At 41.0% G+C, this 26,836-nt stretch carries 25 protein-coding genes, 1 pseudogene and 1 riboswitch; of the genes and pseudogenes, 15 read left to right on the top strand and 11 right to left on the bottom strand.

Annotation, left to right across the window (positions count from 1 at the left end):
- The first annotated feature begins 39 nt into the window (after window positions 1-39).
- The 3 genes from ACQKL5_RS09015 to ACQKL5_RS09005 all read left to right on the top strand — a co-directional run bounded on the left by ACQKL5_RS09015 (window position 40) and on the right by ACQKL5_RS09005 (window position 3,547).
- On the top strand, window positions 40-765 hold the full coding sequence (locus tag ACQKL5_RS09015) for a 3-ketoacyl-ACP reductase (RefSeq protein WP_427608121.1): 726 nt from the start codon (window positions 40-42) through the stop codon (window positions 763-765).
- 438 nt (window positions 766-1,203) lie between these two features.
- Window positions 1,204-2,865 carry a catalase gene (locus tag ACQKL5_RS09010; RefSeq protein WP_427608119.1) on the top strand — a complete coding sequence of 554 codons (1,662 nt, stop codon included), beginning with the start codon at window positions 1,204-1,206 and terminating at the stop codon, window positions 2,863-2,865.
- A gap of 172 nt (window positions 2,866-3,037) precedes the next feature.
- Entirely contained in the window at window positions 3,038-3,547 is a 510-nt protein-coding gene (locus ACQKL5_RS09005; protein ID WP_427608118.1) for a YfiT family bacillithiol transferase, read from the top strand.
- Window positions 3,548-3,590: 43 nt separating this feature from the next.
- Here ACQKL5_RS09005 and ACQKL5_RS09000 read toward each other — a convergent pair whose 3' ends face one another.
- Window positions 3,591-5,012, bottom strand: a complete 1,422-nt coding sequence (locus ACQKL5_RS09000) for a LysM peptidoglycan-binding domain-containing protein (protein WP_427608117.1) — start codon at window positions 5,010-5,012, stop codon at window positions 3,591-3,593.
- A gap of 240 nt (window positions 5,013-5,252) precedes the next feature.
- On the opposite strand from ACQKL5_RS09000, the gene ACQKL5_RS08995 reads away from it, so the two are divergent.
- Together ACQKL5_RS08995 and ACQKL5_RS08990 are read left to right on the top strand one after the other, a co-directional pair.
- Window positions 5,253-6,716 (top strand): protein adenylyltransferase SelO, encoded by a 1,464-nt coding sequence (locus ACQKL5_RS08995; protein ID WP_427608116.1) that lies wholly within the window; start codon window positions 5,253-5,255, stop codon window positions 6,714-6,716.
- Window positions 6,717-6,874: 158 nt separating this feature from the next.
- Window positions 6,875-7,312, top strand: a complete 438-nt coding sequence (locus ACQKL5_RS08990; RefSeq protein WP_427608115.1) for a MarR family winged helix-turn-helix transcriptional regulator — start codon at window positions 6,875-6,877, stop codon at window positions 7,310-7,312.
- A gap of 227 nt (window positions 7,313-7,539) precedes the next feature.
- Here the strand turns inward: ACQKL5_RS08990 and ACQKL5_RS08985 are convergent, their stop codons facing one another.
- Complete coding sequence (locus ACQKL5_RS08985) at window positions 7,540-7,902, bottom strand: DUF779 domain-containing protein (protein ID WP_427608113.1); 363 nt, start codon at window positions 7,900-7,902, stop codon at window positions 7,540-7,542.
- 21 nt (window positions 7,903-7,923) lie between these two features.
- Window positions 7,924-9,444 (bottom strand): acetaldehyde dehydrogenase ExaC, encoded by a 1,521-nt coding sequence (gene exaC / locus ACQKL5_RS08980; RefSeq protein ID WP_427608112.1) that lies wholly within the window; start codon window positions 9,442-9,444, stop codon window positions 7,924-7,926.
- A 406-nt stretch (window positions 9,445-9,850) separates the two neighbouring features.
- On the opposite strand from exaC, the gene ACQKL5_RS08975 reads away from it, so the two are divergent.
- Window positions 9,851-10,534 carry a nuclease-related domain-containing protein gene (locus ACQKL5_RS08975; protein WP_427608111.1) on the top strand — a complete coding sequence of 228 codons (684 nt, stop codon included), beginning with the start codon at window positions 9,851-9,853 and terminating at the stop codon, window positions 10,532-10,534.
- A gap of 67 nt (window positions 10,535-10,601) precedes the next feature.
- Here the strand turns inward: ACQKL5_RS08975 and ACQKL5_RS08970 are convergent, their stop codons facing one another.
- Window positions 10,602-11,333: a GntR family transcriptional regulator gene (locus ACQKL5_RS08970; RefSeq protein WP_427608110.1), complete on the bottom strand. Its 732-nt coding sequence runs from the start codon at window positions 11,331-11,333 to the stop codon at window positions 10,602-10,604.
- Between the two features lie 261 nt (window positions 11,334-11,594).
- Here ACQKL5_RS08970 and ACQKL5_RS08965 point away from each other — a divergent pair, with 261 nt between their 5' ends.
- From ACQKL5_RS08965 to chbG, 5 genes are read left to right on the top strand one after another with little or no spacing between them, the layout of a single operon-like run.
- Window positions 11,595-11,903 (top strand): PTS sugar transporter subunit IIB, encoded by a 309-nt coding sequence (locus ACQKL5_RS08965; RefSeq protein WP_427608108.1) that lies wholly within the window; start codon window positions 11,595-11,597, stop codon window positions 11,901-11,903.
- Window positions 11,904-11,908: 5 nt separating this feature from the next.
- The gene (locus ACQKL5_RS08960; protein ID WP_427608107.1) at window positions 11,909-13,270 is read left to right on the top strand and encodes a PTS sugar transporter subunit IIC; all 1,362 of its coding nucleotides are present in this window, start codon (window positions 11,909-11,911) and stop codon (window positions 13,268-13,270) included.
- A gap of 16 nt (window positions 13,271-13,286) precedes the next feature.
- The gene (locus ACQKL5_RS08955; RefSeq protein ID WP_427608106.1) at window positions 13,287-13,634 is read left to right on the top strand and encodes a PTS lactose/cellobiose transporter subunit IIA; all 348 of its coding nucleotides are present in this window, start codon (window positions 13,287-13,289) and stop codon (window positions 13,632-13,634) included.
- Window positions 13,631-14,977 carry a 6-phospho-beta-glucosidase gene (locus ACQKL5_RS08950; RefSeq protein ID WP_427608105.1) on the top strand — a complete coding sequence of 449 codons (1,347 nt, stop codon included), beginning with the start codon at window positions 13,631-13,633 and terminating at the stop codon, window positions 14,975-14,977. The genes ACQKL5_RS08955 and ACQKL5_RS08950 overlap by 4 nt, the downstream gene beginning before the upstream one ends.
- Window positions 14,970-15,677 (top strand): chitin disaccharide deacetylase, encoded by a 708-nt coding sequence (gene chbG / locus ACQKL5_RS08945; protein WP_427608104.1) that lies wholly within the window; start codon window positions 14,970-14,972, stop codon window positions 15,675-15,677. The genes ACQKL5_RS08950 and chbG overlap by 8 nt, the downstream gene beginning before the upstream one ends.
- Window positions 15,678-15,754: 77 nt before the next feature.
- Here the strand turns inward: chbG and ACQKL5_RS08940 are convergent, their stop codons facing one another.
- From ACQKL5_RS08940 to ACQKL5_RS08925, 4 genes are all read right to left on the bottom strand, one after another.
- Complete coding sequence (locus ACQKL5_RS08940) at window positions 15,755-17,230, bottom strand: sodium:solute symporter family protein (protein WP_427608103.1); 1,476 nt, start codon at window positions 17,228-17,230, stop codon at window positions 15,755-15,757.
- The gene (locus ACQKL5_RS08935) at window positions 17,227-17,427 is read right to left on the bottom strand and encodes a DUF3311 domain-containing protein (RefSeq protein ID WP_427608102.1); all 201 of its coding nucleotides are present in this window, start codon (window positions 17,425-17,427) and stop codon (window positions 17,227-17,229) included. The genes ACQKL5_RS08940 and ACQKL5_RS08935 overlap by 4 nt, the downstream gene beginning before the upstream one ends.
- 286 nt (window positions 17,428-17,713) lie before the next feature.
- Window positions 17,714-18,256, bottom strand: coding sequence for an SMI1/KNR4 family protein (locus ACQKL5_RS08930; protein ID WP_427608101.1), 543 nt, complete (start codon window positions 18,254-18,256; stop codon window positions 17,714-17,716).
- A 544-nt stretch (window positions 18,257-18,800) separates the two neighbouring features.
- Complete coding sequence (locus ACQKL5_RS08925) at window positions 18,801-19,157, bottom strand: winged helix-turn-helix transcriptional regulator (RefSeq protein ID WP_427608100.1); 357 nt, start codon at window positions 19,155-19,157, stop codon at window positions 18,801-18,803.
- A gap of 170 nt (window positions 19,158-19,327) precedes the next feature.
- Here ACQKL5_RS08925 and ACQKL5_RS08920 point away from each other — a divergent pair, with 170 nt between their 5' ends.
- Window positions 19,328-20,074 (top strand): SDR family NAD(P)-dependent oxidoreductase, encoded by a 747-nt coding sequence (locus ACQKL5_RS08920; RefSeq protein WP_427608098.1) that lies wholly within the window; start codon window positions 19,328-19,330, stop codon window positions 20,072-20,074.
- A gap of 416 nt (window positions 20,075-20,490) precedes the next feature.
- Complete coding sequence (locus tag ACQKL5_RS08915) at window positions 20,491-20,871, top strand: DUF3888 domain-containing protein (RefSeq protein ID WP_427608097.1); 381 nt, start codon at window positions 20,491-20,493, stop codon at window positions 20,869-20,871.
- Window positions 20,872-20,888: 17 nt separating this feature from the next.
- Here the strand turns inward: ACQKL5_RS08915 and ACQKL5_RS08910 are convergent, their stop codons facing one another.
- Window positions 20,889-21,458, bottom strand: coding sequence for a tyrosine-type recombinase/integrase (locus ACQKL5_RS08910; RefSeq protein WP_427608096.1), 570 nt, complete (start codon window positions 21,456-21,458; stop codon window positions 20,889-20,891).
- A gap of 369 nt (window positions 21,459-21,827) precedes the next feature.
- On the opposite strand from ACQKL5_RS08910, the pseudogene ACQKL5_RS08905 reads away from it, so the two are divergent.
- Window positions 21,828-22,647 (top strand): annotated as a pseudogene (locus ACQKL5_RS08905) (transposase-like zinc-binding domain-containing protein).
- A gap of 96 nt (window positions 22,648-22,743) precedes the next feature.
- Here ACQKL5_RS08905 and ACQKL5_RS08900 read toward each other — a convergent pair.
- Window positions 22,744-23,061 carry a hypothetical protein gene (locus ACQKL5_RS08900; RefSeq protein WP_427608094.1) on the bottom strand — a complete coding sequence of 106 codons (318 nt, stop codon included), beginning with the start codon at window positions 23,059-23,061 and terminating at the stop codon, window positions 22,744-22,746.
- Window positions 23,062-23,283: 222 nt separating this feature from the next.
- Window positions 23,284-24,630 (bottom strand): amino acid permease, encoded by a 1,347-nt coding sequence (locus tag ACQKL5_RS08895; RefSeq protein ID WP_427608093.1) that lies wholly within the window; start codon window positions 24,628-24,630, stop codon window positions 23,284-23,286.
- Between the two features lie 191 nt (window positions 24,631-24,821).
- A riboswitch (glycine riboswitch) is annotated at window positions 24,822-24,902 on the bottom strand.
- Window positions 24,903-25,349: 447 nt separating this feature from the next.
- Between ACQKL5_RS08895 and ACQKL5_RS08890 the strand changes: the two genes are divergently transcribed.
- On the top strand, window positions 25,350-26,732 hold the full coding sequence (locus tag ACQKL5_RS08890) for an amino acid permease (RefSeq protein ID WP_427608092.1): 1,383 nt from the start codon (window positions 25,350-25,352) through the stop codon (window positions 26,730-26,732).
- The last annotated feature ends 104 nt before the right edge of the window (window positions 26,733-26,836 follow it).

The raw sequence follows: 26,836 nt of genomic DNA, 5'->3' as shown, positions 1-26,836 counted from the left end.
GAACGTATATGAAAGTTGATTTAGAGAGGGGCTAATACAATGGCACAGACATTAACAGGTAAAGTAGCAATTATAACCGGTGGGGCAAGAGGAATCGGGAAAGCAACCGCTATCGCATTAGCTAAAGAAGGCGTAAACGTTGGTTTGCTTGCTAGAACAGAAGCAACTTTAAAAGAAGTGGCTACTGAAATTAAAGGCTTAGGAGTAAAAGTAGCCTATGCAGCGGCTGATGTTTCATCCAAAGAGCAGGTGGAAACAGCCATTGAAGCGATAACAAAGGAATTAGGCGCGGCTGATATTCTAATCAATAGTGCAGGTATTGCGACATTCGGTACGGTTTCAGAAATGGACCCGGAAGAATGGAAAAAAATTATCGATACAAACTTAATGGGCACATATTACGTAACACATGCTGTACTGCCTCAATTAATCGAAAAAAATGGTGGGGACATCATCAATGTTTCCTCTACGAATGGATTGAACGGAGCGGCTACATCAAGTGCTTACAGTGCATCCAAGTTTGCGGTGATTGGATTTACAGAATCCCTTGCACAAGAAGTTCGCCGCAACAACATCCGTGTATCGGCTTTAACACCAAGTACGGTTGCAACAGATTTAGCGCTTGATTTAAGCTTGATTAAAGAAAATAACGATTCTAAATTCATCCAACCTGAAGATATTGCAGAATTCATCGTGGACCAATTAAAGATCAATCCGCGCATGTATGTTAAAACAGCAAGCTTCATCGCAACAAACCCATTTTAATGCCGTTTATTTTCAATAAATAAAGAGAAAAAAGAGTTAGTTATCTAAAAGGATAATTGACTCTTTTTTTGTTGGGAAAGCATTTAAGAGAATGAGAATAATTACTCGTTTTCTGGAGATATTTATTAATTATAGGTTTTCTTTTTTAAAAACGAAGGTATAGAAGAAGTAATGTCTAATTAGTTAGTAATGGCTCTTGAGAAATTAAATTTGATAGGTAGGGGAGTGGTTATCTAGTAAGTTTATATTGAGAATATGTGATGTTTATTGATAAATATAATAGGTAATTCATATTACGTGCATTCTTTAAATGCATAACCTATAATAGATTTGTATTGATTATAATAATTATCATTTAGTATTTATTTTAAATGGTAATTCCCCTTATAAACGGATAGTAGTGAAGTAAGGGCCACTATTTTTGAGGAGGTTTTCATTTTGGCAGAGAACAAAGATATGAATGCTCCAAAAGGACAGGATCAAGAAAAAGATGTGAAACGCGATACGTTGACCACACGTCAAGGTCACCCTGTTACGGATAACCAGAATATTCGTACAGTTGGTAATCGCGGTCCGGCTACACTTGAGAATTATCATTTTATTGAAAAGATATCACATTTTGATCGCGAGGAAGTGCCGGAGCGTGTGGTTCACGCACGTGGTGCTGGAGCGTTTGGCTATTTCGAAGCCTATGGAAAAGTTGGAGATGAACCTCCAGAAAAGTATACACGCGCGAAAGTATTCTCGGGTGCTGGGAAGAAAACACCACTTATGGTCCGTTTCTCTACGGTGGCAGGATCGAAGGATTCGCCTGAAACAGCAAGGGACCCACGCGGTTTTGCCGTGAAAATGTATACGGAAGATGGTAACTGGGATCTTGTTGGTAATAACCTTAAAATTTTCTTTATCCGTGATGCGATGAAGTTTCCTGATATGATTCATGCATTCAAGGTGGATCCGGCGTCGAACGTTGCGAACCCTGAGCAGATGTTCGATTTCGTTTCCCGTTCACCTGAAGCGACACATATGATCACGTTCCTATTCTCTCCATGGGGAATTCCAGCTACATACCGCCATATGCAGGGTTCTGGAGTAAATACGTATAAATGGGTGAATGACAAAGGCGAAGCTGTGCTTGTGAAGTATCACTGGGAGCCTAAGCAAGGCATCCGCAACTTAACACAAGAAGAAGCAGACGCTATTCAAGGTAAGACCGTCTCCCATGCGACACAGGATTTATATGAATCAATCGAGCGTGGAGAGTATCCGGAATGGGAACTCTATGTGCAAATCATGGAGGATGACTACCATCCAGAACTTGATTTCGATCCACTAGATGATACAAAACTTTGGCCGGAAGATAAATTCCCATGGTTGCCAGTCGGTCGTATGGTCCTTGATCGCAATCCAGTGGACTATCACGCCGAAATCGAGCAGGCTGCTTTCGGTACGGGGGTTCTTGTCGACGGAATGGACTTCTCCGACGACAAAATGCTCCAAGGACGAACCTTCTCATATTCTGATACGCAACGTTATCGTGTAGGTGCGAACTATCTGAAATTACCTGTGAATGCTCCAAAAGTGCCTGTCCGCACGAACCAGCATCGGGGTCAAATGGATATCCGTGATCCGAAAGAGAATGGAGAAAACCCATCCATCAACTATGAGCCATCCACGATTGGCGGGTATCAGGAAGCTAGCAAAGAAGAGCGTCCGCAACACCGTCCAACGTATAATGCGGCAGCAATGAGTGAGCCGATCGACCGTCCAAACAACTATGGTCAAGCAGGCGAAACATATCGTAGCTTTGAGGATTGGGAACGTGATGAATTAATCAACAACCTATCCAGCGCACTTGCAGTATGTGATAAACGCATTCAAGATGCCATGGTTGAGCACTTTACACAAGCTGATGAAGACTACGGTCGCCGTGTGAAGGAAGGCATTGCAATGAAGATGAAAGAAATCGAAGAAAATCAAGAAGAAGGCAAGCTTCCAGGCCGTGAATCTGGTAAGTCGAAATATGGCGAAGGTTCACTAGCAGCGAATGAAGCAACAAAAGACGCTGTGAAGAAAAGCCACGAAGCTGATCCTTATTAATAGAGAGTAGAATAAGAGCTGTCCGGAACGTCGGTGAAAACTGGCTGACGGGCAGCTCTTTTCTTGTACTACTCGGATACACTATATGAAGAATAATAGGGAATTTATGTTAAAATAAAGAGGCGTGAAGTCATTTTTGGACTTATAAAATGAATGGAAAAGGGGAATGAAGATGGATGTGAAATTTCCAATTGGGGAATTACAAGTACCGGAACAAGTAACACAAGAAAACATTCAAGAATGGCTAACGGACATCGGAACATATACCGTTCAATTAAGAGAAACGATTGACGCATTAAGTGATGAGGAATTAAGAAAAACATATCGTGATGGTAGCTGGACAGTTCGTCAGCTCGTTCATCACATTGCAGATTCCCAGTTGAATATGTACCAACGTTTGAAGCTGGCCCTAACAGATGAGAACCCAACGGTAATAGGTTTTGACCAAGAAAAGTGGGCGATTCAACCGGATACAGAACTTCCTGTAGAAAGTTCCATTAAAATGCTAGAAGGCTTAAATGAGCGTATCGTTGCTTTAGGGCATAGTTTAACTGAAGATCAATTAAGTCGGACGTTCACTCATCAGGAAAATGGCGAAATAAAGGTTGCTTCGAAAATGGCAAAATTAGCTTGGCACGAAAAGCACCACTTAGCTCATATCAAAATCGCATTATCGAAATAATAAAAAGGCTTATCGAAATCGATAAGCCTTTTTTAGGAGTGAATCAGCTATTCGTCGTCAATTTCTTGATTGAAAAATTGTCCGCTAATAAAGCCCAGTTTTGGGGGTAAGGAAAACCTAGTGCCCAATAGCTGATGCCGCGGAGCTTATATTGGTTTGCCAGTTGGAATTTGGCTTGGGCGCTCCGTGCATCTTCAAACCATACTTCATGGGTTTTCCCTTTTTCGTCTGTATAACGGAAAAAGGGTGATTGGGCAACCGGGTCATATTGAATGGGGGCTCCATGTTTTACGGCTCTCCTTACGGCTTCTTGAGGGCTGAATGTCTCGGCTTCCTGGCCTTTAACATGTGGGAGGAGCCAATCCCTTGCATATATTTGGAACCCTAAAAAGATCTTTTCTGCAGGTATCACCGTCAGGGCATACTCTATGACCTTCCTCATCTGGTCGAGGGGAGAGATGGCTTGAGGGGGCCCCATCCGATATCCCCATTCATACGTCATGAGCACGACGAAATCGACAATCCGCCCGTGCGCTTCATAATCATGTGCTTCATATAACACACCAGCTTGCTCTTCGCTCGTCTTGGGCGCAAGGGCTGTGGAAACCAAAAAGCCTCTAGCATGAAGGCGGTCAACAGCCAATTGAAGGAATTTGTTGTAGTCTTCCCGGTTTTCGGGCAGTACATTTTCAAAATCGATGTTTAATGCGGTATAGCCTTTGTCATCCATCACTTCAAGCACATTGCTGATGACCTTTTCCCTTAATGAAGAGTTGGACAAAATGACTTGGGCTAAGTTGGATCCGGCTTCCGTAGAAGTGAAGTTCGTAATTGACATCATGGGAACGATCCTTTTTGAAATCGCGGCATCGACCATATCTTCATCATTCAGTCCTTCTAAAGTGCCATCTTCCTTGATTTTATAAGCAAAAGGGCTGAAGTAAGTAAGTAATTGGCCGATATCTTGGATGGATTGGACGGCTGCATCACTAGATTGATAAGTATAAGCATTCACTTCCATCGACCGTTTTGATCTTGGGATGATTAGGTTCATTCCTACATAGATCGTGTTTGGATCATCGATTTGGTTGACACTCAAGATGGCTTGAACGGTCGTGCCATACCAAACAGAAATGTCCCATAATGTTTGTCCGGACTGAACGACGTGTGTAATGGGAGGGATATAGAGAACGCTACCTTGGTATAGGACGTTTGGGTCGGTAAGTTGATTGGCTTGCATGAGTGCTTGAATGGTCAGTCCATATTGCTGGGCAATCGACCATAAGGTTTCTCCGGATTCAACGATGTGAGAGGTCCCGATGTGAGGTATAACCAATGACTGGCCAATCGTTATTTGGTTTGGATCGGATAGTGCATTTAATTTAACAATTGAATCGGTCGTCACTCCATAGCGGTTTGCAATTTTCCATAACGAATCGCCACTGCTTACTACATAAATAATCAACAGAACTCCTCCTCAGTCATTTCATAATGCATTCTATGTACCATTCGGTTAAATGTGTATTTACCTATATTCCGTTGCTTAAAAGGAGTCATCTCAGTTTGGAAGCGTTATAATATATGGGCACAAGCAGACAATAAGGTCAAGCTTGTGAATCAACGGAATTACATAAAATGCTTATGTTTTTGTTTCATATAAGAGGGAAAACTATTACAAAAAATCAAATGAAGAAAAGGAGATCCTATGACAAAGAATAATGAAACAGGATGGAACTTCGAAAATAGCTATGCGAGTCTTCCCAACTCTCTTTTCACCCTTACAAATCCGAGTCCCGTAAAGGCTCCGGAGTTGATTATACTCAATGATAAGTTGGCTGACACTTTAGGTTTGGATGTGGAGGCGTTAGAAAGCAAAGATGGTTTGGCAGTGCTTGCTGGAAACGAGATTCCCGAAGGTGCTTTACCTCTTTCCCAAGCCTACGCAGGACATCAATTTGGTCATTTCACCATGCTTGGGGACGGGCGAGCCGTTTTGCTGGGCGAACAGATGACGCCAGAAGGAGAGAGGGTGGATATTCAGCTTAAGGGTCCGGGAAGAACGCCGTATTCCCGTGGAGGCGATGGACGAGCGGCGCTTGGTCCGATGTTGCGTGAGTACATCATCAGTGAAGCCATGCATGGGCTTGGAATTCCTACATCGCGCAGTCTAGCCGTGGTGAAGACGGGCGAGCCGGTCTATCGGGAAAACGTGTTGCCTGGCGCAGTCTTAACGCGTGTGGCTTCCAGTCATCTACGTGTCGGTACCTTTCAATATGTAGCAAAATGGAGGACAATCGAGGAACTGCAGGACCTTGTCGACTATACAATCAAGCGTCATTTTCCAGAGGTTGAGGCAGATGAAAACCGAACCCAATCGATGCTAAGGGAAGTTATCAAACGACAAGCCGAACTTATCTCGAAATGGCAGCTCGTTGGTTTTATTCATGGGGTGATGAACACCGATAACATGACCATCAGTGGAGAGAGCATCGATTATGGTCCGTGCGCCTTCATGGATATCTATGATCCAGAAACGGTGTTTAGCTCCATTGATGTCCAAGGCCGCTATGCCTATGGCAATCAGCCGTACATTGCTGCTTGGAACCTTGCGCGATTGGCGGAAAGCCTATTGCCGTTGCTGCATGATGATCAGGAGCAGGCCATCCAATTGGCGCAAGCGGAGATTTCAGAATTCAATAAGCTCTATCACGCTTATTGGTTCAAGGGCATGAGGGAGAAATTAGGAATCTTTAACGAAGAGCCGGAGGATGAAGCTCTTATCGAAGGACTCCTCGACATGATGAAGAAGCACCGTGCCGACTTTACGAATACCTTCCGCTCCTTAACGTTTGAAACAAAAGGGGATGCGGTCCTGTTTGGGACTCCCGAGTTCGAACAATGGCATGCACGCTGGCAGGAGCGATTAGACAGGCAGGAGGAATCGAGAGAATCTTCGAAAAAGCTAATGCAAAACAGTAATCCTGCAGTGATTCCCCGCAATCATCGGGTGGAAGAGGCACTGAAGGCTGCGGTGGAAAAAGGCGACTATACCGTGATGGAACGACTACTGGACGTTCTCTCACACCCTTACTCACATAGAAGCGAACAGGAAGAATACTCAACAGTCCCTGAATCATGCGGCCCTTACCAGACTTTTTGCGGTACTTAATGAAAAGAAAATTGCAATGCTGCCACTACATGAGGCAGCATTTTTTTCTTGATTTTTTTAATATATTTTGCTTATTTATCCATATTTACCTTTACGAAGTAAATATAGCCAGATATACTGATAATCAGTTAAGCTGATTAATTTTTGGGAGTGATATTTTGCAGAAGCTATGGGATTCCTACGGATTTCTGGTCGGAAAGATACTTCATTTATTAGAAGACGATTTTGGCAATGAATTAAAAGCGTTTAAAATGGATTCGAGACAGTATGGTCTATTAGTAAAAGTGTACGAAAAACCAAATATGTCCCAGATCCAAATTGCGCAGGAACTAAAAATCGATCGCACAACCATGGCTGAACGGGCTGAACAGTTAGAGTCTTTAAACTACATCACAAGAGTGAAGAGTCCCCAGGATAAAAGAACCTATTGTCTTAACATTTCAACACAGGGGATGGTGATATTAGAAAAGTGTTGGGCCCTGTTGGATCGATCCCAAGACAAAATCTTGTCTCCATTAAGTGGTGAAGAAAAAGAGCAATTTAAACAGTCTTTATTGAAAATTCATCATACATGGAAGACTAATGAAGACGAGTAAAATTAAAAAAAACGTGTAGAAGCAACCTTCAGTCCTATGGTCTTGATTGATGTTAGAAATGGGAAGCCGGAGGGAAAGATTGAAACTGGTGGGATTGCAGCATGGAAGACGCTGAATCTCCCAACCATTTCGTTGCTTGAAGCTGATAAAGAATGTGGTTGTAAAAAACAATACAAAAAAAGAGCTGCCACCAAGTCGAATAACACTTGGAGACAGCTCTGTTACTATTATAAAATCTGTTTCACTTCTTGGTATTCTTCGTCTGTAAACACCCGCGAACGTGTGATGAAGTGTTGGTCTTCTACACTATCAAGTGAGAAATCTGGGCCTCGTCCTTCTAGAGCGTCGATTATCAGTTGCGTGTGCTTCCAATAGTCGTATTGGTTTTTATGCATATAGAAGGGTATATCGCCAATTGATCCGAGGTGGATGTCTGAATCCCCCAGTTTAAAATCTCCAGCTCGATAGCACATGGGAGAAGATCCATCACAACAGCCGCCGGATTGATAAAACATGATAGATCCATGGATTTTTTTAATAGATTCTATTAATGTAAGTGCTTCGTCCGTTGCAATAACACGTTCTACCATGTTTGATCGTATCCTTTCGATTTAGAAGAATCCTTGAGCGTCTTTAGCGTAGCTTACTAATAGACATTTTGTTTGTTGATAGTGATCAAGCATCATTGCGTGGTTTTCACGGCCGATACCTGACAATTTGAATCCACCGAATGCTGCTCCTGCAGGGTATTGGTGGTATGTGTTAGTCCAAACGCGACCAGCTTCGATTCCACGTCCAGCACGGTAAGCGATATCTCCACTACGTGACCATACGCCAGCACCTAAGCCGTAAAGAGTGTCGTTAGCGATTTCCATTGCTTCGTCGAAGTCTTTGAATGTAGTAACAGCAAGTACTGGTCCAAAGATTTCTTCTTGGAAGATACGCATTTTGTTGTTTCCTTTGAATACAGTTGGCTCGATGTAGTTACCATTTTCAAGGTCGCCATCAAATTTATTTTCAGATCCACCGATAAGTAATTCAGCGCCTTCTTCTTGTCCAAGTTGGATGTAAGAAAGGATTTTTTCTTTTTGTTGATTAGAAGCTTGAGCACCCATCATTACTTCAGTATCAAGTGGGTTACCAACTTTAATTTGTTTAACGCGTTCTAATGCACGTTCCATGAATTTATCATAGATTGATTCTTGGATTAATGCACGAGATGGACACGTACAGATTTCACCTGAGTTCAATGCGAACATAACCATACCTTCGATTGCTTTGTCCAGGTAAGAATCGTCTTTATCCATAACATCTTCAAAGAATACGTTTGGTGATTTACCACCAAGTTCAAGTGTTACAGGGATGATGTTTTCCGTTGCATATTGCATGATTTGACGACCAACTGCAGTAGAACCAGTGAATGCGATTTTCGCAATACGTGGGTTCGTAGCAAGTGGTTTACCAACTTCGATACCGAAACCGTTAACGATGTTAAGAACACCAGCAGGGATGATATCTTGAATTAATTCAACCAATACCATAATAGAAGCTGGAGTTTGTTCAGCTGGTTTCATGACGATACAGTTACCTGCAGCTAGAGCTGGAGCGATTTTCCAAACAGCCATTAGAATTGGGAAATTCCAAGGGATGATTTGTCCAACAACACCAAGTGGCTCTTGGAAGTGGTATGCCACTGTATCATTATCTAATTGAGTTGTGCGTCCTTCTTGAGAACGAATAGCACTTGCAAAGTAACGGAAGTGATCGATTGCCAATGGAATATCAGCATTCAATGTTTCACGTACTGCTTTACCGTTGTCCCAAGTTTCAGCAACAGCGATCATTTCTAAGTTTTCTTCTAAACGGTCAGCAATTTTGTTTAATATACGAGCGCGTTCAGCAGGAGTAGTTTTTCCCCATGCAGCTTTTGCAGCGTGTGCTGCATCTAATGCCAGTTCAATATCTTCTTCAGTAGAACGAGCAGCTTTTGTAAAAACTTCGCCAGTTACTGGAGATTTATTTTCAAAATATTGGCCTTTAACAGGTGCAACCCATTCTCCACCAATAAAGTTATCGTATTTCTCTTTAAATTGTACGACAGAACCTTTTGTATTAGGATTTGCATAGATCATAGTTGTATTTCTCCCCTTTTAAAAATGATATAGAAATCTCACCCCGATGAAGACGATTACAAACACAGTTAGAAAAATCATCTAGGTCTGCTTTCTTTCTCTATAATCTTCTTTTTTCGACAAAAATACAAGCAAATTGTACTATATTTATAGAGTGTCAATAGAAAATCTGTAAAAAAAAGGGACGTAATTTCCGCCGCAACCCTTTATTAATCTGGATTTACAATCTATTGTTTTCTAAAAATTACTATAAACATTCGGGCTTTATATTTTGATAGCATTTATCCACGTGTCATCGGCATGAGAGGAAAATGAAAGGTATGAAGGAATTCCAAATATAATACAGAAAATTGTTAAAGTGGAGATCATTTTTTGACGAAATATAAATGGGGGTGATTATAAGGCGATGACGTGGATCGTATTTTTATTTGTACTGGTCATAATTTTTAAAATTGTAGCTGATAAAGCGAAATATGAAAAAAGTACGTACAAGAAAGAAACCCAGTTTTCGTATTGGAAGGTAAAGAGGGATAAAGGGTTAAATGGGGAATATTTAACGGTGAATGAAATCGACCAGCTGAAAGGTTTTCATAAAGTTTTGGTCAATCTGTATTTGCCAAAGGCAAGAGGTGGTGGCACGACAGAAATTGATATTGTGTTGCTACATGAAACAGGCATTTATACGATCGAGTCAAAGAATTATGGCGGCTGGATTTTCGGAAATGAGGAATATAAGAACTGGACGCAAACATTCCCTAACGGAAGAAAGCAGGTTTTTTATAATCCAATAAAGCAAAATCGAACGCACATCCATGCTTTAAAAAAGCAACTGAATGTGTTGGATGGAGGAATCTTCAAATCAATTATCGTATTTAGTGAGCGATGTGAATTGAAGGATATCGTGCTGACCTCCACTGATAGTAGGGTGATTAAAAGAAAAAGATTAAGACAGGTGATACATAATGAAGGAACTCAGGTTTTATCAGGAAGCCAAATCCTTTCGATTTATAAACAACTTAAAGAATTCAGCAATGTTTCCCAAGCTGTGAAAGTAGCCCACATAGCACAGGTTAAGAAAAGACAGAGGTAATCAATTAAACATTTAATTCCATGAAGCAAAAAAACTGCCCATCAGATGATGCGCAGTTTTTTTCGCTTCATTCTTCATAATTCCTTTCGATTATGAAGTGGGAACGATCACCTCTGAAGTATGTTTTGGAATACTCGATGACAGATTGATCAGCTTCAATTGTATGGGTTTCAAGGGCGAAACAAGGCGAACCATTTGTGATATTTAGTTTTTCGGCAATATATTCGTCAGCTAGAGCCAGTTCCAGCTGTTCGACTGTTTTTTTGATGTTGATGTTGAACTGATTTTTAAGCAGTCGGAATAGTGATGTTTCACATGCTTTCATATCAAGGCCTGGTGTTCTATGCCAAGGCAGGTAGGCGACTTCATATTGAAGAGGGAGAGAATCTACATATCGTACCCGAACGAGTTTGTTGACCGGATCGCCAATCTGTAGGTTGAACAGTTTGGCAAGGGAAGCCTTGGCTTCGATGACCGTTAAACTCAAGACCTTGGTGGAGGGGTTTTTGCCCTGCATCATGACCTGATCGGAGAAGTTCTCAACCGTGCTGGTTAGTGTTTGGCGTACTTTGTTTTCCGAAACGAAGGTTCCTTTTCCTTGAATGCGGTAAACGTAACCTTCCACGGTAAGCTGCTGGAGGGCAGTCCGGACTGTTGTCCTGCTCACGTCGAACGATTTGCAGAATTCTGCTTCGGTGGGTAATTTAGTATTGGGCTGATAATCCCCATTCTTTATCATGTGAACGATGGATTCTTTTACTGCAGAATGAAGAGCTGTCACTTTGTTCGTCGTTTTCAACATGCTTCCTCCTAGATATTTTCGCTACTTCTAGATTATATCTTGTAACAACAAGAATCAACAAATAAATATTTGTTATAACAAATTTTAAATTTGTATTGAAATTAGATATAAATGACTCTACAATGGAATATATAGGTAATGACCAATGTTTATTCATAAAAGGGAGGAGATACCCACGTAAATGGTGAACTTAAGTAAAAGTAGCACCTATTTACTAAATAAATACTGAATATTTCGAACTAAGAAGGGGAGATTGTTATGAATATCTTATTATGTTGTTCTGCAGGAATGTCTACGAGTTTACTAGTAACTAAGATGGAGAAAAGTGCCAAGGAACAAGGCTTGGACTGCCGAATTTGGGCAGTGGCTTCTACTGAGGTGGACAGAGAAATGGATCAGGCAGACGTAGTGTTATTAGGACCACAGGTTAGGTTCCTGCTTAGTAAGATGAAGCAAGCGGGCGTAGCTAAAGGCATACCGGTCGATACAATTAATCCGATGTTCTATGGTTTGTGCAATGGAGAAGAAGTGCTCAAACAAGCTGTTACTTTGATAAAAGGAGAATAAGGATTATGATGACTTTCATTGATAAGTACATTATGCCGGCAGCAGTTAAGTTGGGGAATAACCGACATTTGCTTGCCATTCGTGACACGTTGATTGGAATGATAGCGATTACAATTATCGGATCGTTCGCTGTATTACTGAATAACCTAGGGCAAATCATCAAGCCATACGGAAGAATGATGGAAGCGATTTTCGGTCCAACTTGGACTACGCTTGGTAATGACATCTCGTTCGGTACCTTTGCATTCATGACTATTTTTGCTGTTTTTGGTATTTCATATAAGCTTGCCAAGTCTTATGGGGACGATGGATTCGAGGCGATGCTCATTTCTGCAGCCTGTTTCTTCCTATTGCTTCCACAGATGGGGTTGGTCTCATTAACCGTTGATAATAAAGTCGTATCAGGTGAAGCCGCTGGTTTCATCAGCACTAATTACTTTAATGCAACCGCTCTCTTTACGGGAATTGCCGTTTCCCTAATAGCTACGGAGCTCTTTGTAAGGCTTTCGAAGCTTAAATTCTTGGTAATCAATATGCCTGAGGGCGTACCGCCAGCAGTAGGCCGTTCATTTGCCAAGCTGATTCCGGGCATGGCTACAATCTTCATCATTGGGGTTTTCGGCTTGCTTTTCCGTATCATGACGGACGGTCAGATTGTGAATGATTGGTTAAGTAAAGTAATTGTATCTCCGATGCAAGGTGCCGTGGATTCACTGCCATTCGCTATCCTTCTTGTCTTTTTTGTCCATATTTTATGGATGGTGGGATTGCACGGACCGAACATCCTGGGTGGAATTACGACACCGCTATTTGAAAGTTCAGGCGTTAAGAATATTGATTTGTATGCAAAAGGCATAACAGATATGGATCAATATGGCGTATTGGCCGGTTCGTTCCTTGATGCTTTCGTGTATCTAGGAGGATCAGGTGGAACGATGGGTCTGATTATTGCCATGATCATAGCTGGTCGAAGACGGTATAAACAGATGATTGGACTTGGTGGAGCACCAGGACTGTTTCAGATCAACGAACCGATTTTGTTCGGGCTACCGATCGTATTGAATCCTATCTGGTTGGTGCCATTTGTTCTTGGACCTATCATCACTACAGTCATTTCGTATTTGGCAGTAAGCAGCGGACTCGTTTTCCCTATTGTAGCCAAAATACCGTGGGTGACCCCACCGATAGTCGGAGGATTTTTAGCGACAGGTGGCCATGCTTCGGGAGCTATTTTGGCAGGTATCAATTTAGTTATTTCGACCGTGATCTATTTACCATTCGTGTATGCCCAAGTGAAGATTGACACGAGAAATTCAAAAACTAAAACAGATCTTACGAAGGACGATTCAGAAACGGTAAGTCTGTAAGAAGGTAGTGGTGAGAATGGAAAAAGAAGAATTATATCAATTATCCTTTCAACTGGTTCTGCACAGCGGGAACGCAAGGAGCTTTGCCATGGAAGCCTTGCAAGAAGCCAAGAAGAAAGACTTCGATGGAGCCAGGCAGAAAATAGCGGAAGCGGAATCTGAGTTATTACAGGCCCATAAGTTCCAGACCCAATTGATTCATGCGGAAGCGGGTGGAGAGAATTTCGACATCCCGATTATCCTTATACATGCTCAGGATCACTTGATGACCGCCATGACGTTGAAAGATCTTGCGGTGGAAATGATTGAGATGAGAGAAGAGTTTCTTGGTGCAAATACGATAAAGGAGGAGACGGTAGAATGAGTAAGGGGTTGAAAATCGTTACGATTGGCGGGGGTTCCAGTTATACGCCGGAGTTAATTGAAGGGTTTATTAAATATTACGCGGAACTTCCGGTACGTGAGATATGGCTTGTTGATATAGAAGCGGGCAAGGAAAAATTAGAAATTGTCGGCGGTCTGGCAAGGAGAATGGTTGAAAAAGCAGGAGTGCCGATCGATATTCACTTAACCCTTGATCGTAAAAAGGCTCTAGAAGGAGCGGACTATGTCACGACTCAATTACGGGTCGGACAGCTGGCTGCGAGGGCACTTGATGAGAAAATACCTTTGAAGCATGGGGTCATCGGCCAAGAAACAAATGGTCCAGGCGGTTTATTCAAAGCATTTCGAACAATTCCTGTCATCCTTGAAATTGCCAAGGAGATAGAGGAAATCTGCCCGAATGCTTGGTTGATCAATTTCACGAATCCTGCTGGTATGGTGACTGAAGCTGTACTGCGTCATAGCAATATCAATAAAATCGTCGGTCTTTGCAATGTGCCGATTGGCATGGAGCGCGGCGTCGCCGATTTGATGAAAGTGGAACCGGACCGGGTACGGATTGATTTCGCTGGTTTGAACCATATGGTATACGGTTTGGATGTGTTCGTGGATGGAGTAAGCGTGAAAGATCAAATCATTGATATGATTTCAGATCCGGATAAAGCCGTGACCATGAAGAATATCCATGCAATGGGGTGGGAGCCGGAATTCATTCGTGCACTGAATTTGTTCCCATGTCCTTATCACAATTATTACTACAAAACGGGTGATATCCTGGCCCAAGAGCTGAAGGATGCCGAAAAAGGGGAAACACGGGCAGAGGTCGTTCAAAAACTGGAGACAGAATTATTTGAGTTGTATAAGGATGTTGATCTTGATATCAAACCGCCGCAGCTTGAAGAACGGGGCGGTGCTTACTATAGTGACGCAGCCGTACGGCTGATTCATTCCATGTATACGGATAGACGGGACATACAAGCGGTCAATACCATGAATTATGGTGCGATCGAAGGAATGCCTTACAATTCAGCTGTTGAAGTGAGCTGTGTAATTACGAAGGATGGACCGAAGCCAATCACTGTCGGTGAGCTACCGGTAGCTGTCCGCGGACTCGTCCAGCAAATCAAGTCGTTTGAAAGAGTGGCCATTGAAGCGGCGGTCACAGGTAATTATGACACGGCTTTGCTGGCGATGACGATCAATCCACTTGTTCCAAGTGATCGGGTGGCGAAAATGATTTTGGATGAAATGCTTGAGGCTCATAAAGAATTCTTGCCACAATTTTTCGAGAACAAGGAACTACAAGGAAGCTTTCATGATTGAAGTCCTTGTCAATGCTGATGATTTTGGATTTTCTCGGGCTGTGAATTATGGAATATTGAATAGCCACATAAATGGGATAGTCAATTCGGCTACGCTGATGATGAATGCAAAAGCGACCGAGCATGCCATCAGAATTGCCAAGGATCATCGAACGCTAAAGGTGGGCATTCATCTCGTTCTCACATGGGGACGGCCATTATTAGATGATGTGCCTAGCCTTGTGGACGAAGCTGGGAATTTCAAGAAACAAGCGGAGATACAGAAGAACCCAGACGACATTTCATTGGAAGAGTTAGAGAGGGAATGGTCTGCTCAGATTGATAAATTTCTAGCCTTAGGGATGAGTCCAACTCATTTTGACAGCCATCATCATGTTCATGCGATCCCGGCCTTTTTGCCGGTCGTGAAAAAGCTATCTGCTCATTACCGGCTACCTGTCCGAAAAGCTGGAACCCATTTTCAGGACATCGAGACGGTGACCGATACGTTCCTCTCTGATTTTTATGGAGAATCGGCGGCTACCGATTATTTTCAAAACCTTCACGAACGGATCAGTGAAGGAAAAAGTGTGGAGGTCATGACCCATCCCGCCTACCTGGATGAAGATTTACTGAAGCATTCTTCCTATAATAAAGACAGACTAAAGGAAACAGCCATTTTGATGAAAGCTACCTTACCGGAAGGGTTCGTTCTTCGGTAAAAGAAGCTAAGCCCATTAAGGACAAAAAAAGCAATCGGTTCTCAGTCTTTAGACTGAGAACCGATTGCTTTTTATATCTATTTAACCGTTGCAGGTTCTATATTTCTAATGCTTAGTTTCCTGCATGCGAAGCTGACAAGGATCGTCACGATAAAATTAACGACCAAAGCAATGATCCCGACATTCAGATCCTTTGCCACTTGTGGCAGGGATGGGAACAGGGTGCCGATTGTCGATTGGCTGATTGTGATAGAGATCACGATGGCAAGACCACCGATGATACCTGCGATTGCGCCATATTTATTGATTGGGTTCTTCTTTTTCAGGCTGAATAGCAGGGACGGGAATAGCTGCGTAATGAAACTGTATCCCATGAGTATCAGGGCAGACATCGTTTCTCCTCCGTTTAAAGTGAAGTAGACGGCAATGAGTGCGATAACGGGAACGAGTAACTTGGCCAAACGTACCACTGTCCGGTCGGAAGTTCCTGGTTGAAGTTCCTGATAGACGTTTTTGGCAAGGAGCGTAGAGACGCTCATCAACAGCATCGAACCCGGTACTAATGCAGTCAACATTCCGGCTGCACCGATGATTCCGATAAACCACGGATCAAAGGTTTGTATCGCAAGGCGCAATAAGGAAAGATCCGCATCCGAGCCTTCAAGTCCAGGTACTTTCAAGATGGCGGCAAAGCCTACGAAAAAGACGAATAGTAACATGAGCGTGTACAGCGGACTGATGATGGCATTTTTACGGAATGTCTTTCCGCTCCTTGCCGTATAGACGGCACTGAATACCTGCGGCCACATGTAAAATCCAAACACGAGCAAAATCACGGTCGAGATGAACCAAGAAACGCTAAGGCCTTGATCAGGCAATGTTAGAAAACCAGGTTTGGCGCTATTGATGGACTCGAACATCGTTTGAAGACTGCCAAAGTAATGAATGGGCAGGTAAATGCCCAGGAACGCGATGATGACAATCATCATGATGTCCTTGATGACGGCTGTCCATGCTGAACCACGAATGCCTGAAATCATCACATAAATGGTCAGGCTGATTGCCCCAAGCCAAACAGCCGTGGACATGGAAATGGCTCCATATGAAGCTTCTGAAACAATGATTCCTAAGCCTTTGAGCTGGACGACGACGACTGGAATCATCGATACCACACCGACGAGCGCAGCAATAATCCCGAGGGCTGGACTCCTGTATTTACTAACGAAAAAATCAGATTGTGACATGAGCTTATGTTCCTTGGCATATTTCCATATCGCAGGAAGAAGCCAGTAAGACAAGACATAAGACAAGGTAATGTAGATCAGGACGTATAAAGCGGGTGCACCCTTTCCATAGGCCCATCCGCTGCCTCCAAGGAAGGAGAAGGTTGTATAAATTTCCCCTGCCATCAATAAAAAGACGAAGATGCTACCAAAACCACGACCGCCCACTGTCCATTGTTCCAGATTCATGTCTTTCCCTTTTGTCGAGCGAATCCCAAGGAAAATCGATAAAAGTAAAAATGCTAAAATGATGATAAGAGCGATGTTCATTCTTCTTCACCTTCCCGATTTCTAGGGTCCAGTTTATACATGATAGCCAGAGTGACCGAAGTAAGCACAACCCACATCGCCATCCAGAACATATAAAAAGGCATGCCCAGTACATATGGTTCTATTTTATTAACAAAAGGAAGTAACCCCAATATCCCGATAAAAGGAACTAGAGTAAGAATATATAATTTCTTCATGCGGCAAACCCCTCCGTTCTAAATCCCATTCTAATTTATTCCAAAAAAACGTGTCAATCATATCTAGTACATTACACTAATAGTATAGAAAATTTAATAGTATGGCAGCATGTTTTTTTACACGGTTCATTATAAACTTCTTTTAATGGCGGTGAAAATAAAGACAAAGAAGAGGGGAATCCCTTCCTTGTTCAATAGAATCAGCTTTTATTTTTTTTGATATGTTAAAGGTTAAGGTTGATTTAATAATGTATAAAAAAATGAGCTGGAAAATGTCTCTCCAAGCTCATTTTTTACTAAAGCACCAGTTAGTTGAAGAACGGAATAATTTTTTTGGAAATTCATCGAAGCTATCTGTTATTTTGATATATTCCCATTCTGTTGTTTCATTCGTTGAAGCTAAAAAGTCTTCTGCTATATACATAACAGAAGGATTATCTTTTGTATTTCGATAATCTAACACAACCCAATAATGGAAATCGGTCCACAATACAATAAACCCTTTAGGGAGGTCGACTTCTTTTAATAGTTCTTCGGACGACAAAATGCTTATATCATCATTCTCAAAATGTATTGGTAATATGTAAGAAAGTTTCACTCGATTCTCATAAGGAATGCCCTCAGTATCTACAACAAGTAAAATGAAATAAGGGTATTTTAATTCTCCTCCATTTTGTATTTTCATTAAATTTATAAAAGAAGGAGGCAATTTAATATTTAATAAGGTTTCGGCTTTTTTAATTAGTTCATCATTTATCGGATATTCAATACGTTTATATTTTGGTCCTTCCTGCCAAAAATCCGGTCCATTATAATAAACCTTTTTCAATGATAGCACCTCCTACATTTATTAGCTTAACTTAAATACATTCCCTTATTAAACGATCCTGCTGTGTTAGTTTAAGTGTAACATTTTACAAGCAATACCACTTACGAAAAATCAACCCTTACCTTTAACATAGCCTTAATTTATTTCTGGATTTTTTTATTTCCAAAAATAAATGCAACTAAAAGAACTGATAAAAGACACATTATTAATCTAACTAGTTCAGTGAGTAACCAGCTATTTAAAAAGTTAAGATTGTCTGTAATGTTCATGACTAAATAAACAACAAAAAGAGTGATGAAAAAATGTTTATTCATAGTTTCCCTTATTCTATTTTTTAGGTATACGAGCAATAAGTTGTATTTATCATCGAGTATATCTTCGATTAATTGAAATACGCTAAGTTTTTTAATACATTATTTGTTTCCTCTTCAGTATTACCGATAATAGGGGTTTACGTAAACTAACTTTCCTTTAACTCTCCTTTCTTAAACTGTGAGCAATAATTCAATATATATATCCATGGTGTTATAAGTTGGTTTCCTCATTAAGAAGCCTCTTCTGGTTGAACGATTTCAAATTCACCTTCTGCATACTCTTGCTCCGCGTAATGTCCTCCCCATTGACAGAGCTCCTGCAAGATAGGTTTAAGAGATTCTCCAAGTTCAGTGGGTGAATATTCAACCTTCGGCGGTACTTGATTATACATCTTTCTGCTCACAAGTCCACTGGCTTCAAGATCTCTAAGTGTTTGAATCAGCATTTTTTGAGTTATATTTGGGATAATGCGTTTTAACTCACTCGTTCTCTTGGGTCCATTCATTAAAAAGTACATTACAAGACTTTTCCATTTCCCTCCAATAACTCCCATTGTTACTTCAAAACCACAACTAAATTTTTTCATGTCTAAACCTCTCCATTTCACATTTATTACTTTTTAGTTACTATATCACAAAAAAGTGGGTACTTCCGATAATGTGCTTAATGAAGGATACTATATTTTGTAAGTTGTTCTTCAAGTACTTAAAGGTACTAGACATAAAATAAAATTAATTCTAAAGGAGTGTTAATTATATGGGTAAATTTGAAGATAAAATAGCGCTTGTAACGGGCGGAACAAGTGGGATTGGTCTTGCTACAGCACAAAAGTTTGTAAACGAAGGTGCATATGTTTATATCACAGGACGCAGACAAAACGAACTTGATAAAGCTGTTAACCTAATTGGCAAGAACGTAACCGGTGTTCAAGGGGATATTTCTAAGCTTGATGACTTAGACAAACTATATGACATTATAAAGCAGGAAAAAGGTAAGTTGGACATTCTTTTTGCTAATGCAGGTGTCGGCAGCTTCCTTCCATTAGGTGAAATTACTGAAGAGCAGATTGATAGAACGTTCGACATTAACGTTAAAGGAACTATCTTTACTGTTCAAAAAGCGTTATCACTATTCCCGGACAAAGTAGGTTCTATTATTGTAACGGGCTCTACTGCTGGATCAATTGGCAACCCAGCGTTTAGTGTATATGGAGCTTCTAAAGCAGCATTAAGAGCACTAGTTCGTGACTGGATTCTTGACCTAAAAGGAACTGGAATCCGTGTAAATGTGGTTAGTCCGGGAGGTATTCTTACACCTGCATACGATGAGCTTTTTGGTGATGCACTTGAAGGAGTAATAGAAAATAGCAGAAATACTGTTCCAGCTGGAAGAGTTGGGACACCTAAAGAAGTAGCAAACGTTGTATCTTTCCTTGCTTCAGACGAAAGTAGTTACTTGACGGGTGTTGAATTATTCGTAGATGGCGGGCTAGCACAGGTTTAATTTAACTTCGCAGAGATTACAAATGGTTCCGAAAAAAGGTTAATGGGGCTTTAATTGAAGAAGTCAAATAAAAAAGTCGTTTTCCTTAAGGACAGGGAATTCGACTTTTTTATGTTTGAATTTGCTTAACGTTGTAAATCCGCATTTTCCTGATGCTACCCCTAAATGACCTGTAAAAAGGATAACTTTGTGAAGAAATGTACTTAAGCTATCGGGTGCGTTGGTTGAAGAAGCAAATTTCTTAAAGGGCCAAAAAAGTGGTCCTTTTCTCGTTGTTAAAGACCTCATGAATCTTCGGTAATACCGATAATGGGGGTTTATGTGAACTAGCTGCTATCCCTTTATCTTTAACTAATTGGCAGGTTTGTTGAATAAATCATTTTAGTTCTTAGGAAACTAAAATGAGGTGGCCGAATATGAAAAAAATCGCACTTGTATTTTTGATTGGAATGTTTTTAACTAACACAACAGTATATTCAAAAACAATAAATGAAGCTGATACGGAATTATGCGAAACGGTTAAAATGGCACTTATAAGTAGCAATAGAAAGCCAGTAGATAAAGCAATTACTGAAATTTATAAGAATGACAAAAATGCACCTGAAAATCTTACTTGGGCTTCATATGACACAGAAATTCTTAAAATAAAACAGCCATATGGAATTGGTGGATTATATGAGATAACGTTGAAAGTGTACCCTTACTATGGTCCTCATAATAGTTATGGGGAAGATGAGGTTGTGATAAATTCAAGTGGTGAACTAATCAGTTATAAACACTTGAAAACATATCGGTGAACTTAAACTAATGGGCTTTAGTGAAAGACACTAAATGATTTCAAAACGTTATTCGTTTCTTCTTCGGTAATGCCGATATAACGCAGGGTAACGGAAGGATGGGAATGATGCAGGATCCGTTGCAACATGGCAATGTCCTTCGTGGCTTTATAAAACCAATAGCCAAACGTTTTCCGTAACGTATGGTTGCCGACATGCTCCACACCCGCAAACTCTGCCGCCTTGTTTAGCTGCCTGTAGGCCTGCGTAGGGGTAATGGGGTGTTCGCCCTTTCTGGACGGGAATAAATAGGGACTCTGGACGTTTTTTGCGTACGCAAAGACCTCCTCGAAGCAATTCGCGATATAGATGTCGCGGATTTTTTGCGTTTTGCCTTCTTTAACCCGAAGGATCTTGTGTTGTTTGCCTTTCAGGTCCAGGATCTGCTTCGTAGTGAGCTTGAGTAGGTCCCCGACACGCAGGCCGGTCTCGCATCCTACGACAAACAGGATATAATCACGCTCCGAACAGTGGCGCTTCAGCGCCCATTTCATATCTTCAAGTTGCTGCTGATCACGGATCGGCTGCACATCTTTTTGTTTTGGCATGCTTCATCGACCTTTCTATCACGTCTCAAAATCGGCCTTCCGAACCCTTATGTATCAAGGATTTGAATGTACGATTTTTTCTCTTTTTTCAGTATAAAGAGAGAAAGGGAAGAAAGTCAATGAAATCAAGGAAATGAATGTATGATAATTAATATAATCATACATTCAAAATCGAATGATAAAATACCCTTGTTCAACTATCGGTAGGAGGATTAATATCTTTTTATGTTGAACTTTTTCTGGAAGGAAAGAAGCAGTTTAGAAGAATTACTATTTTAAATCAAGGCTATGTTAAAGTTATTGGTTGATATTGAATAAACCCTCTTCTTTTGTGGGATCCTGACTGTAAATTACAAAAGGAGCATTCAAATGACTTTAACGACCATACTAGCTGATATTTCTTCTTTAAATGATAGGGACAAAGAATCCATTTTTAAATTATCTAACTCTCTATTTCTCGGTATCGACTTCCCAACAAGGAGCTTTAATTGGTGAATTAAGAGAGAGGAAGTTTTCACACGGTTTTCATTGTCGTCATTGTGGAAGTACATCAGTGGTTCGTTATGGTAAACGAGATGGTCGCCAACGTTATAAGTGCAAAGACTGTCATAAATTAAGCAGTGATTTGACAAATTCCCCTATGTACCGTTCAAAAAAGGCAGACAAATGGATTCCGTTTATTGAATGTATGTTGAATGGTCTATCACTTCGTGAAACCGCTAAAAAAGTGGGCATTACTCACGTCACTGATTTTTACTGGAGGCATAAAGTGTTGTCTGCTCTCGCAAAAGAAAATATAGGTGTTTTTGAAGAATGTAGAAGTAGATGAAACATACTACTTAGAAAGCCATAAAGGGAGAAGAATGATTCCAAATCTTACAAGTCTTATACATCTAATATCGATGTGGAGCACATCATCATAAACGGCAGTAAGAAAGAATATGTAAAGAAAGGCATCTACCACCTCAATAATATTAATAATTACCATTCCCGTTTAAAGAGATGGTTAAGTCGCTTTAATGGAGTTTCTACGAAGTATTTACAACTATATGTAGTGTGGTTTCAATTTCTTGACAGTTGAAAAATGGAGAATGATTTAAGCAAGAAAAAGCAAATGCTTATCTTGGCAAGTGTTCATGGAACATGGGAAACAGCAGACAAGTTAAGGCTGAGAGACTATGCATTCTAAATAAAAGGTGCACATAGAAAATGAGCTGGGAAATATATCTCCAAGCTCATTGTATTTTGATATCCCTTTTTTCATCTTACTAAGCTACCCATTAGTTCATTGATTATTTGGTTTCCTGTTATTAATAAACCACTCGATATCATGTTCTTTTAACCGATAAACAAGGTCGAAATAATTTTCTTCTGAAAGAGACCCTTTCATTTCAGCAATAGGAAGACCCTCTTCCCAGTATTGCTTATATTCCTTTTGACTAACTTTTAGCAAATTATAGATTGGTTCATAATCATAGTGGATTTGATAAACTACTTTCCCTTTTTGTTCAGGATTTTCTTCTGCCTGAACACTTTGTGAAAAGGTTATAAATACTGCACATAAAAGAAGTGCTTTTTTCAGGGTCTCCTTCAACACTGACATAAAACTTCCCCCTTTATAATTAGTTCAAGTTTATTGTGTCGGGTTCTATTTATATTATGTCCCTTATTTTTACAAATAGCCTACTTTAACTGTTATGTCCCGTTAGATTAAGTGTAATCTTTCACAAACTCGTTCTTACAATAACCAATTGAGGTGAACTTAATTTAATCAGGTGTTGGGTACGTGTGACCATACCCTTTCACTATAAATCAACCTTTGCCTTTAACATAGCCTATTTTTTCTATAGTTATATAGGACAACTAAAAGAAGTAACCAAATCGGTGTCAGCAATAATGAGGACCGGGTGGCTTCAGCAAATAGCATGACGATTAAGATGAAGGCAAACAATCCTAAAATCACATAATTGATGAAAGGTGTCAAAGGAGCCCGGAAAGTCGACTGGGCCCTCAAGTCCGGCCTTTTTTTCGTATACCTGATATGGGATATCAAGATGATACTCCAGACCCAAATGAAGCAGATGGCACTGATTGTCGTCACGATGGTAAAGGCTTGTTCCGGTATGACTTTGCTTAGCAATGCACCGATGGAAACGACGATGGTGGATGTAATCAATGCGGTACTTGGAACAGCATGTTTATTTAATTTTCCAAGTGGAGCAGGAGCTTCATTATTGTTGCTTAACGTATAAAGCATGCGGCTTGTTGAAAACAATCCGCTATTACCCGCGGAAGCGGCCGACGTCAACACGACGAAGTTGATAATGCCAGCAGCAATCGGAATCCCGATCAAGGCAAAGACTTCGACGAAAGGACTGCTTGACGCATCCAGCTGCGTCCATGGATTGACGGAAAGGATGACGACGATGGCACCCACATAGAAAAGCAAAATCCGGAAGGGGATTTTATTGATGGCTGATGGAATGTTCTTTTTCGGATTCGCTGTTTCAGCTGCTGTCACTCCGATTAACTCAACTCCGACAAAGGAGAAGACGACCAACTGTAAGGATAGCAAGAAGCCTGATACCCCGTTCGGGAACATGCCGCCATGACTCCAAAGATTGTTGAGGGAAACGGTACCTGTCTCAGTTTGGAAACCAATGGCAAGTAAGATGACCCCAACAATGATCAAGGCGACAATGGTGATGATTTTAATGAGGGAAAACCAGAATTCCAGTTCCCCAAATAGTTTCACAGTCAACAGGTTCAATCCCAATAGGATCACCAAGCAAGCAAGTGCCGGAACCCACTGCGGAATATCGAACCAATACTGCATGTAGACACCGACAGCAATGATATCGGCCATGGCCGTCATGATCCAACAGAACCAATAGGTCCAGCCGGTCACATACCCAGCCCAAGGACCGATATATTCAGTCGCGAATTCGGTGAATGATGTATACCCTGCATTGGACAAGAGTAATTCCCCTAAAGCCCTCATGACAAAAAATAAGGAAATCCCGATTATCAAATACGAAAAGATAATGGAGGGACCCGCCAACTGAATGGCTTTACCAGATCCCAAAAATAACCCGGTACCAATGGTTCCACCTATGGCGATGAGTTGTACATGCCGATTTTTCAAATCCCTTTTCAATTCTTGATTAGCCACTTTCTGCGCCCCCATTGTTGAATTTCTAAGATGTAAGTACTTTGTCTTTGATGCCAATCAATCACTAGGGCAATGAATCTGTCCACTTATGTAGCGATTTCACTTCGTTTTTTGATGATGATTGGAAAAAAGACAATAAAAAAAGAGATTGGGAGTCCAATCTCGAAAGGTTAAAAAGAATAACAAATATTCGTTACTCTTCTGTCCTTTTGCCTGAGATTGTGAATCCTTCGGCGCTGCACGTTTTGTACAGTCTCTCCAGAAGCTGCTCCTGCTATAGTGTGACCCATAGCATTCATCGCTTGCTTAGTATGCGGTTAATAAATGATTCCAATGAGAGGAAAACATTTATTGTTCTTTTGAAATAATAATGGAATTCTATCACTGAATTAGGAAGAGGTCAAAGGGATATATTGTAAGTGTAGTGATAATAGAAAAAGAACCGACGGTAAGAGAACAAGCTGATGAGAAAAAAGAGATAACTTCTATGACCTCAAGAATTGAAGCTTACATGAGGATATTTTTCTACTAAATTAAATAATGCACTGTATTTCCTGAAAGTACATTTGTATTTTGACAGAATATTTATTATTATAAGATAGGAAATTATTTTGTGGGGTATAGTACTAAGAGAAATTGCATGCATACTAGTTTACTAATATTAAATAAATCGGTAAGAGAATAGTCATTTCAAGCTTGATCATATGGAGGAGTTAACCATGTCTAACAAAGAATTAACGAGAGGGCTGGAGGCGCGTCATATTCAAATGATCGCTTTGGGCGGTACGATTGGTGTTGGGTTGTTTATGGGATCTGCCAGCACAATAAAATGGACAGGTCCTTCCGTCATGCTGGCGTATGCCATAGCCGGGATTTTTATCTTTTTCATCATGCGTTCAATGGGGGAAATGCTATATTTAGAACCTAATACGGGTTCCTTTGCAACATTTGCGAGTGATTATATTCATCCATTGGCAGGGTTTATAACTGCCTGGAGCAACTGGTTTCTATGGGTGTTGGTCGGCATGTCAGAAATCATCGCCGTAGGGTTATATATGAAATATTGGTTCCCTGAGTTACCTGCTTGGATACCAGGTGTAGTGGCAATGGTCATCCTTGGGGCGGCCAACCTTATTTCTGTAAAATCCTTCGGTGAATTTGAGTTTTGGTTTGCGCTCATTAAAATAGTCACGATCATCTTGATGATCGTTGCCGGCCTAGGTCTTATCTTTTTCGGAATCGGAAATGGTGGAGAGGCGATTGGTCTATCCAATTTGTGGGCTAACGGTGGATTCTTCACAGGGGGATGGAAAGGATTTTTCTTTGCACTTTCTCTAGTCGTGGCTTCTTATCAAGGCGTTGAACTCATCGGGATTACTGCCGGGGAAGCGAAAGACCCGAAAAGGACCATCACAAAAGCGATTCAAACGATCATATGGCGCATATTAATCTTCTATATTGGCGCAATATTTGTCATCGTCACCGTCTTTCCTTGGAATCAACTAGACGGGCTTGGAAGTCCATTCGTTTCCACCTTTGCCAAAGTCGGTATTACGGCAGCAGCAGGGATCATCAACTTTGTCGTGATTACGGCGGCGATGTCAGGATGTAACAGTGGGATATTCAGTGCAGGGCGCATGCTTTATACCCTTGCAATGAACGGGCAAGCACCAAAAATCTTTGCCAAAGTATCGAAAAGCGGAGTGCCGGCCTATTGTACAATCGCTGTCATGGTGGGCTTGGCCATTGGTGTCGTCCTGAACTACCTAGCTCCGCCAGAAATCTTCCTGTATGTGTATAGTGCCAGTGTGTTGCCCGGGATGATTCCATGGTTCGTGATTCTTATTAGTGAGCTAAGGTTCAGGAAGGTACGAGCGGAGGAAATGAAACACCATCCATTCAAAATGCCTTTTGCCCCTTATACCAACTATGCAACAATTGCTTTCTTACTGTTGGTATTGGTCGGGATGTGGTTTAACCCGAGTACCCGGATTTCCTTGATTGTCGGGTTCGTTTTCCTAGCTATCGTTATAGCAAGTTATTACCTCTTAAAAATGGATAAGCGGACACCGTTAGATGTTAAGGCAGAAGAGGATGTTTAATAGAGAAAAGGGGCTGTCTAATAAGTCCCTAAAATAAAACAGGTGGAGAAAAACAACTCGTTTTTCTCCACCTGTTTTTCTATTGTTATAATTATTCATTGAAA

Origin of the sequence: Peribacillus sp. NPDC097675 (assembly GCF_050277655.1) — a bacterium.
GTDB lineage: Bacteria > Bacillota > Bacilli > Bacillales > DSM-1321 > Peribacillus.
Note: the sequence above shows the minus strand (reverse complement) of the source record. Positions and strands in the feature narration are given on the sequence as shown.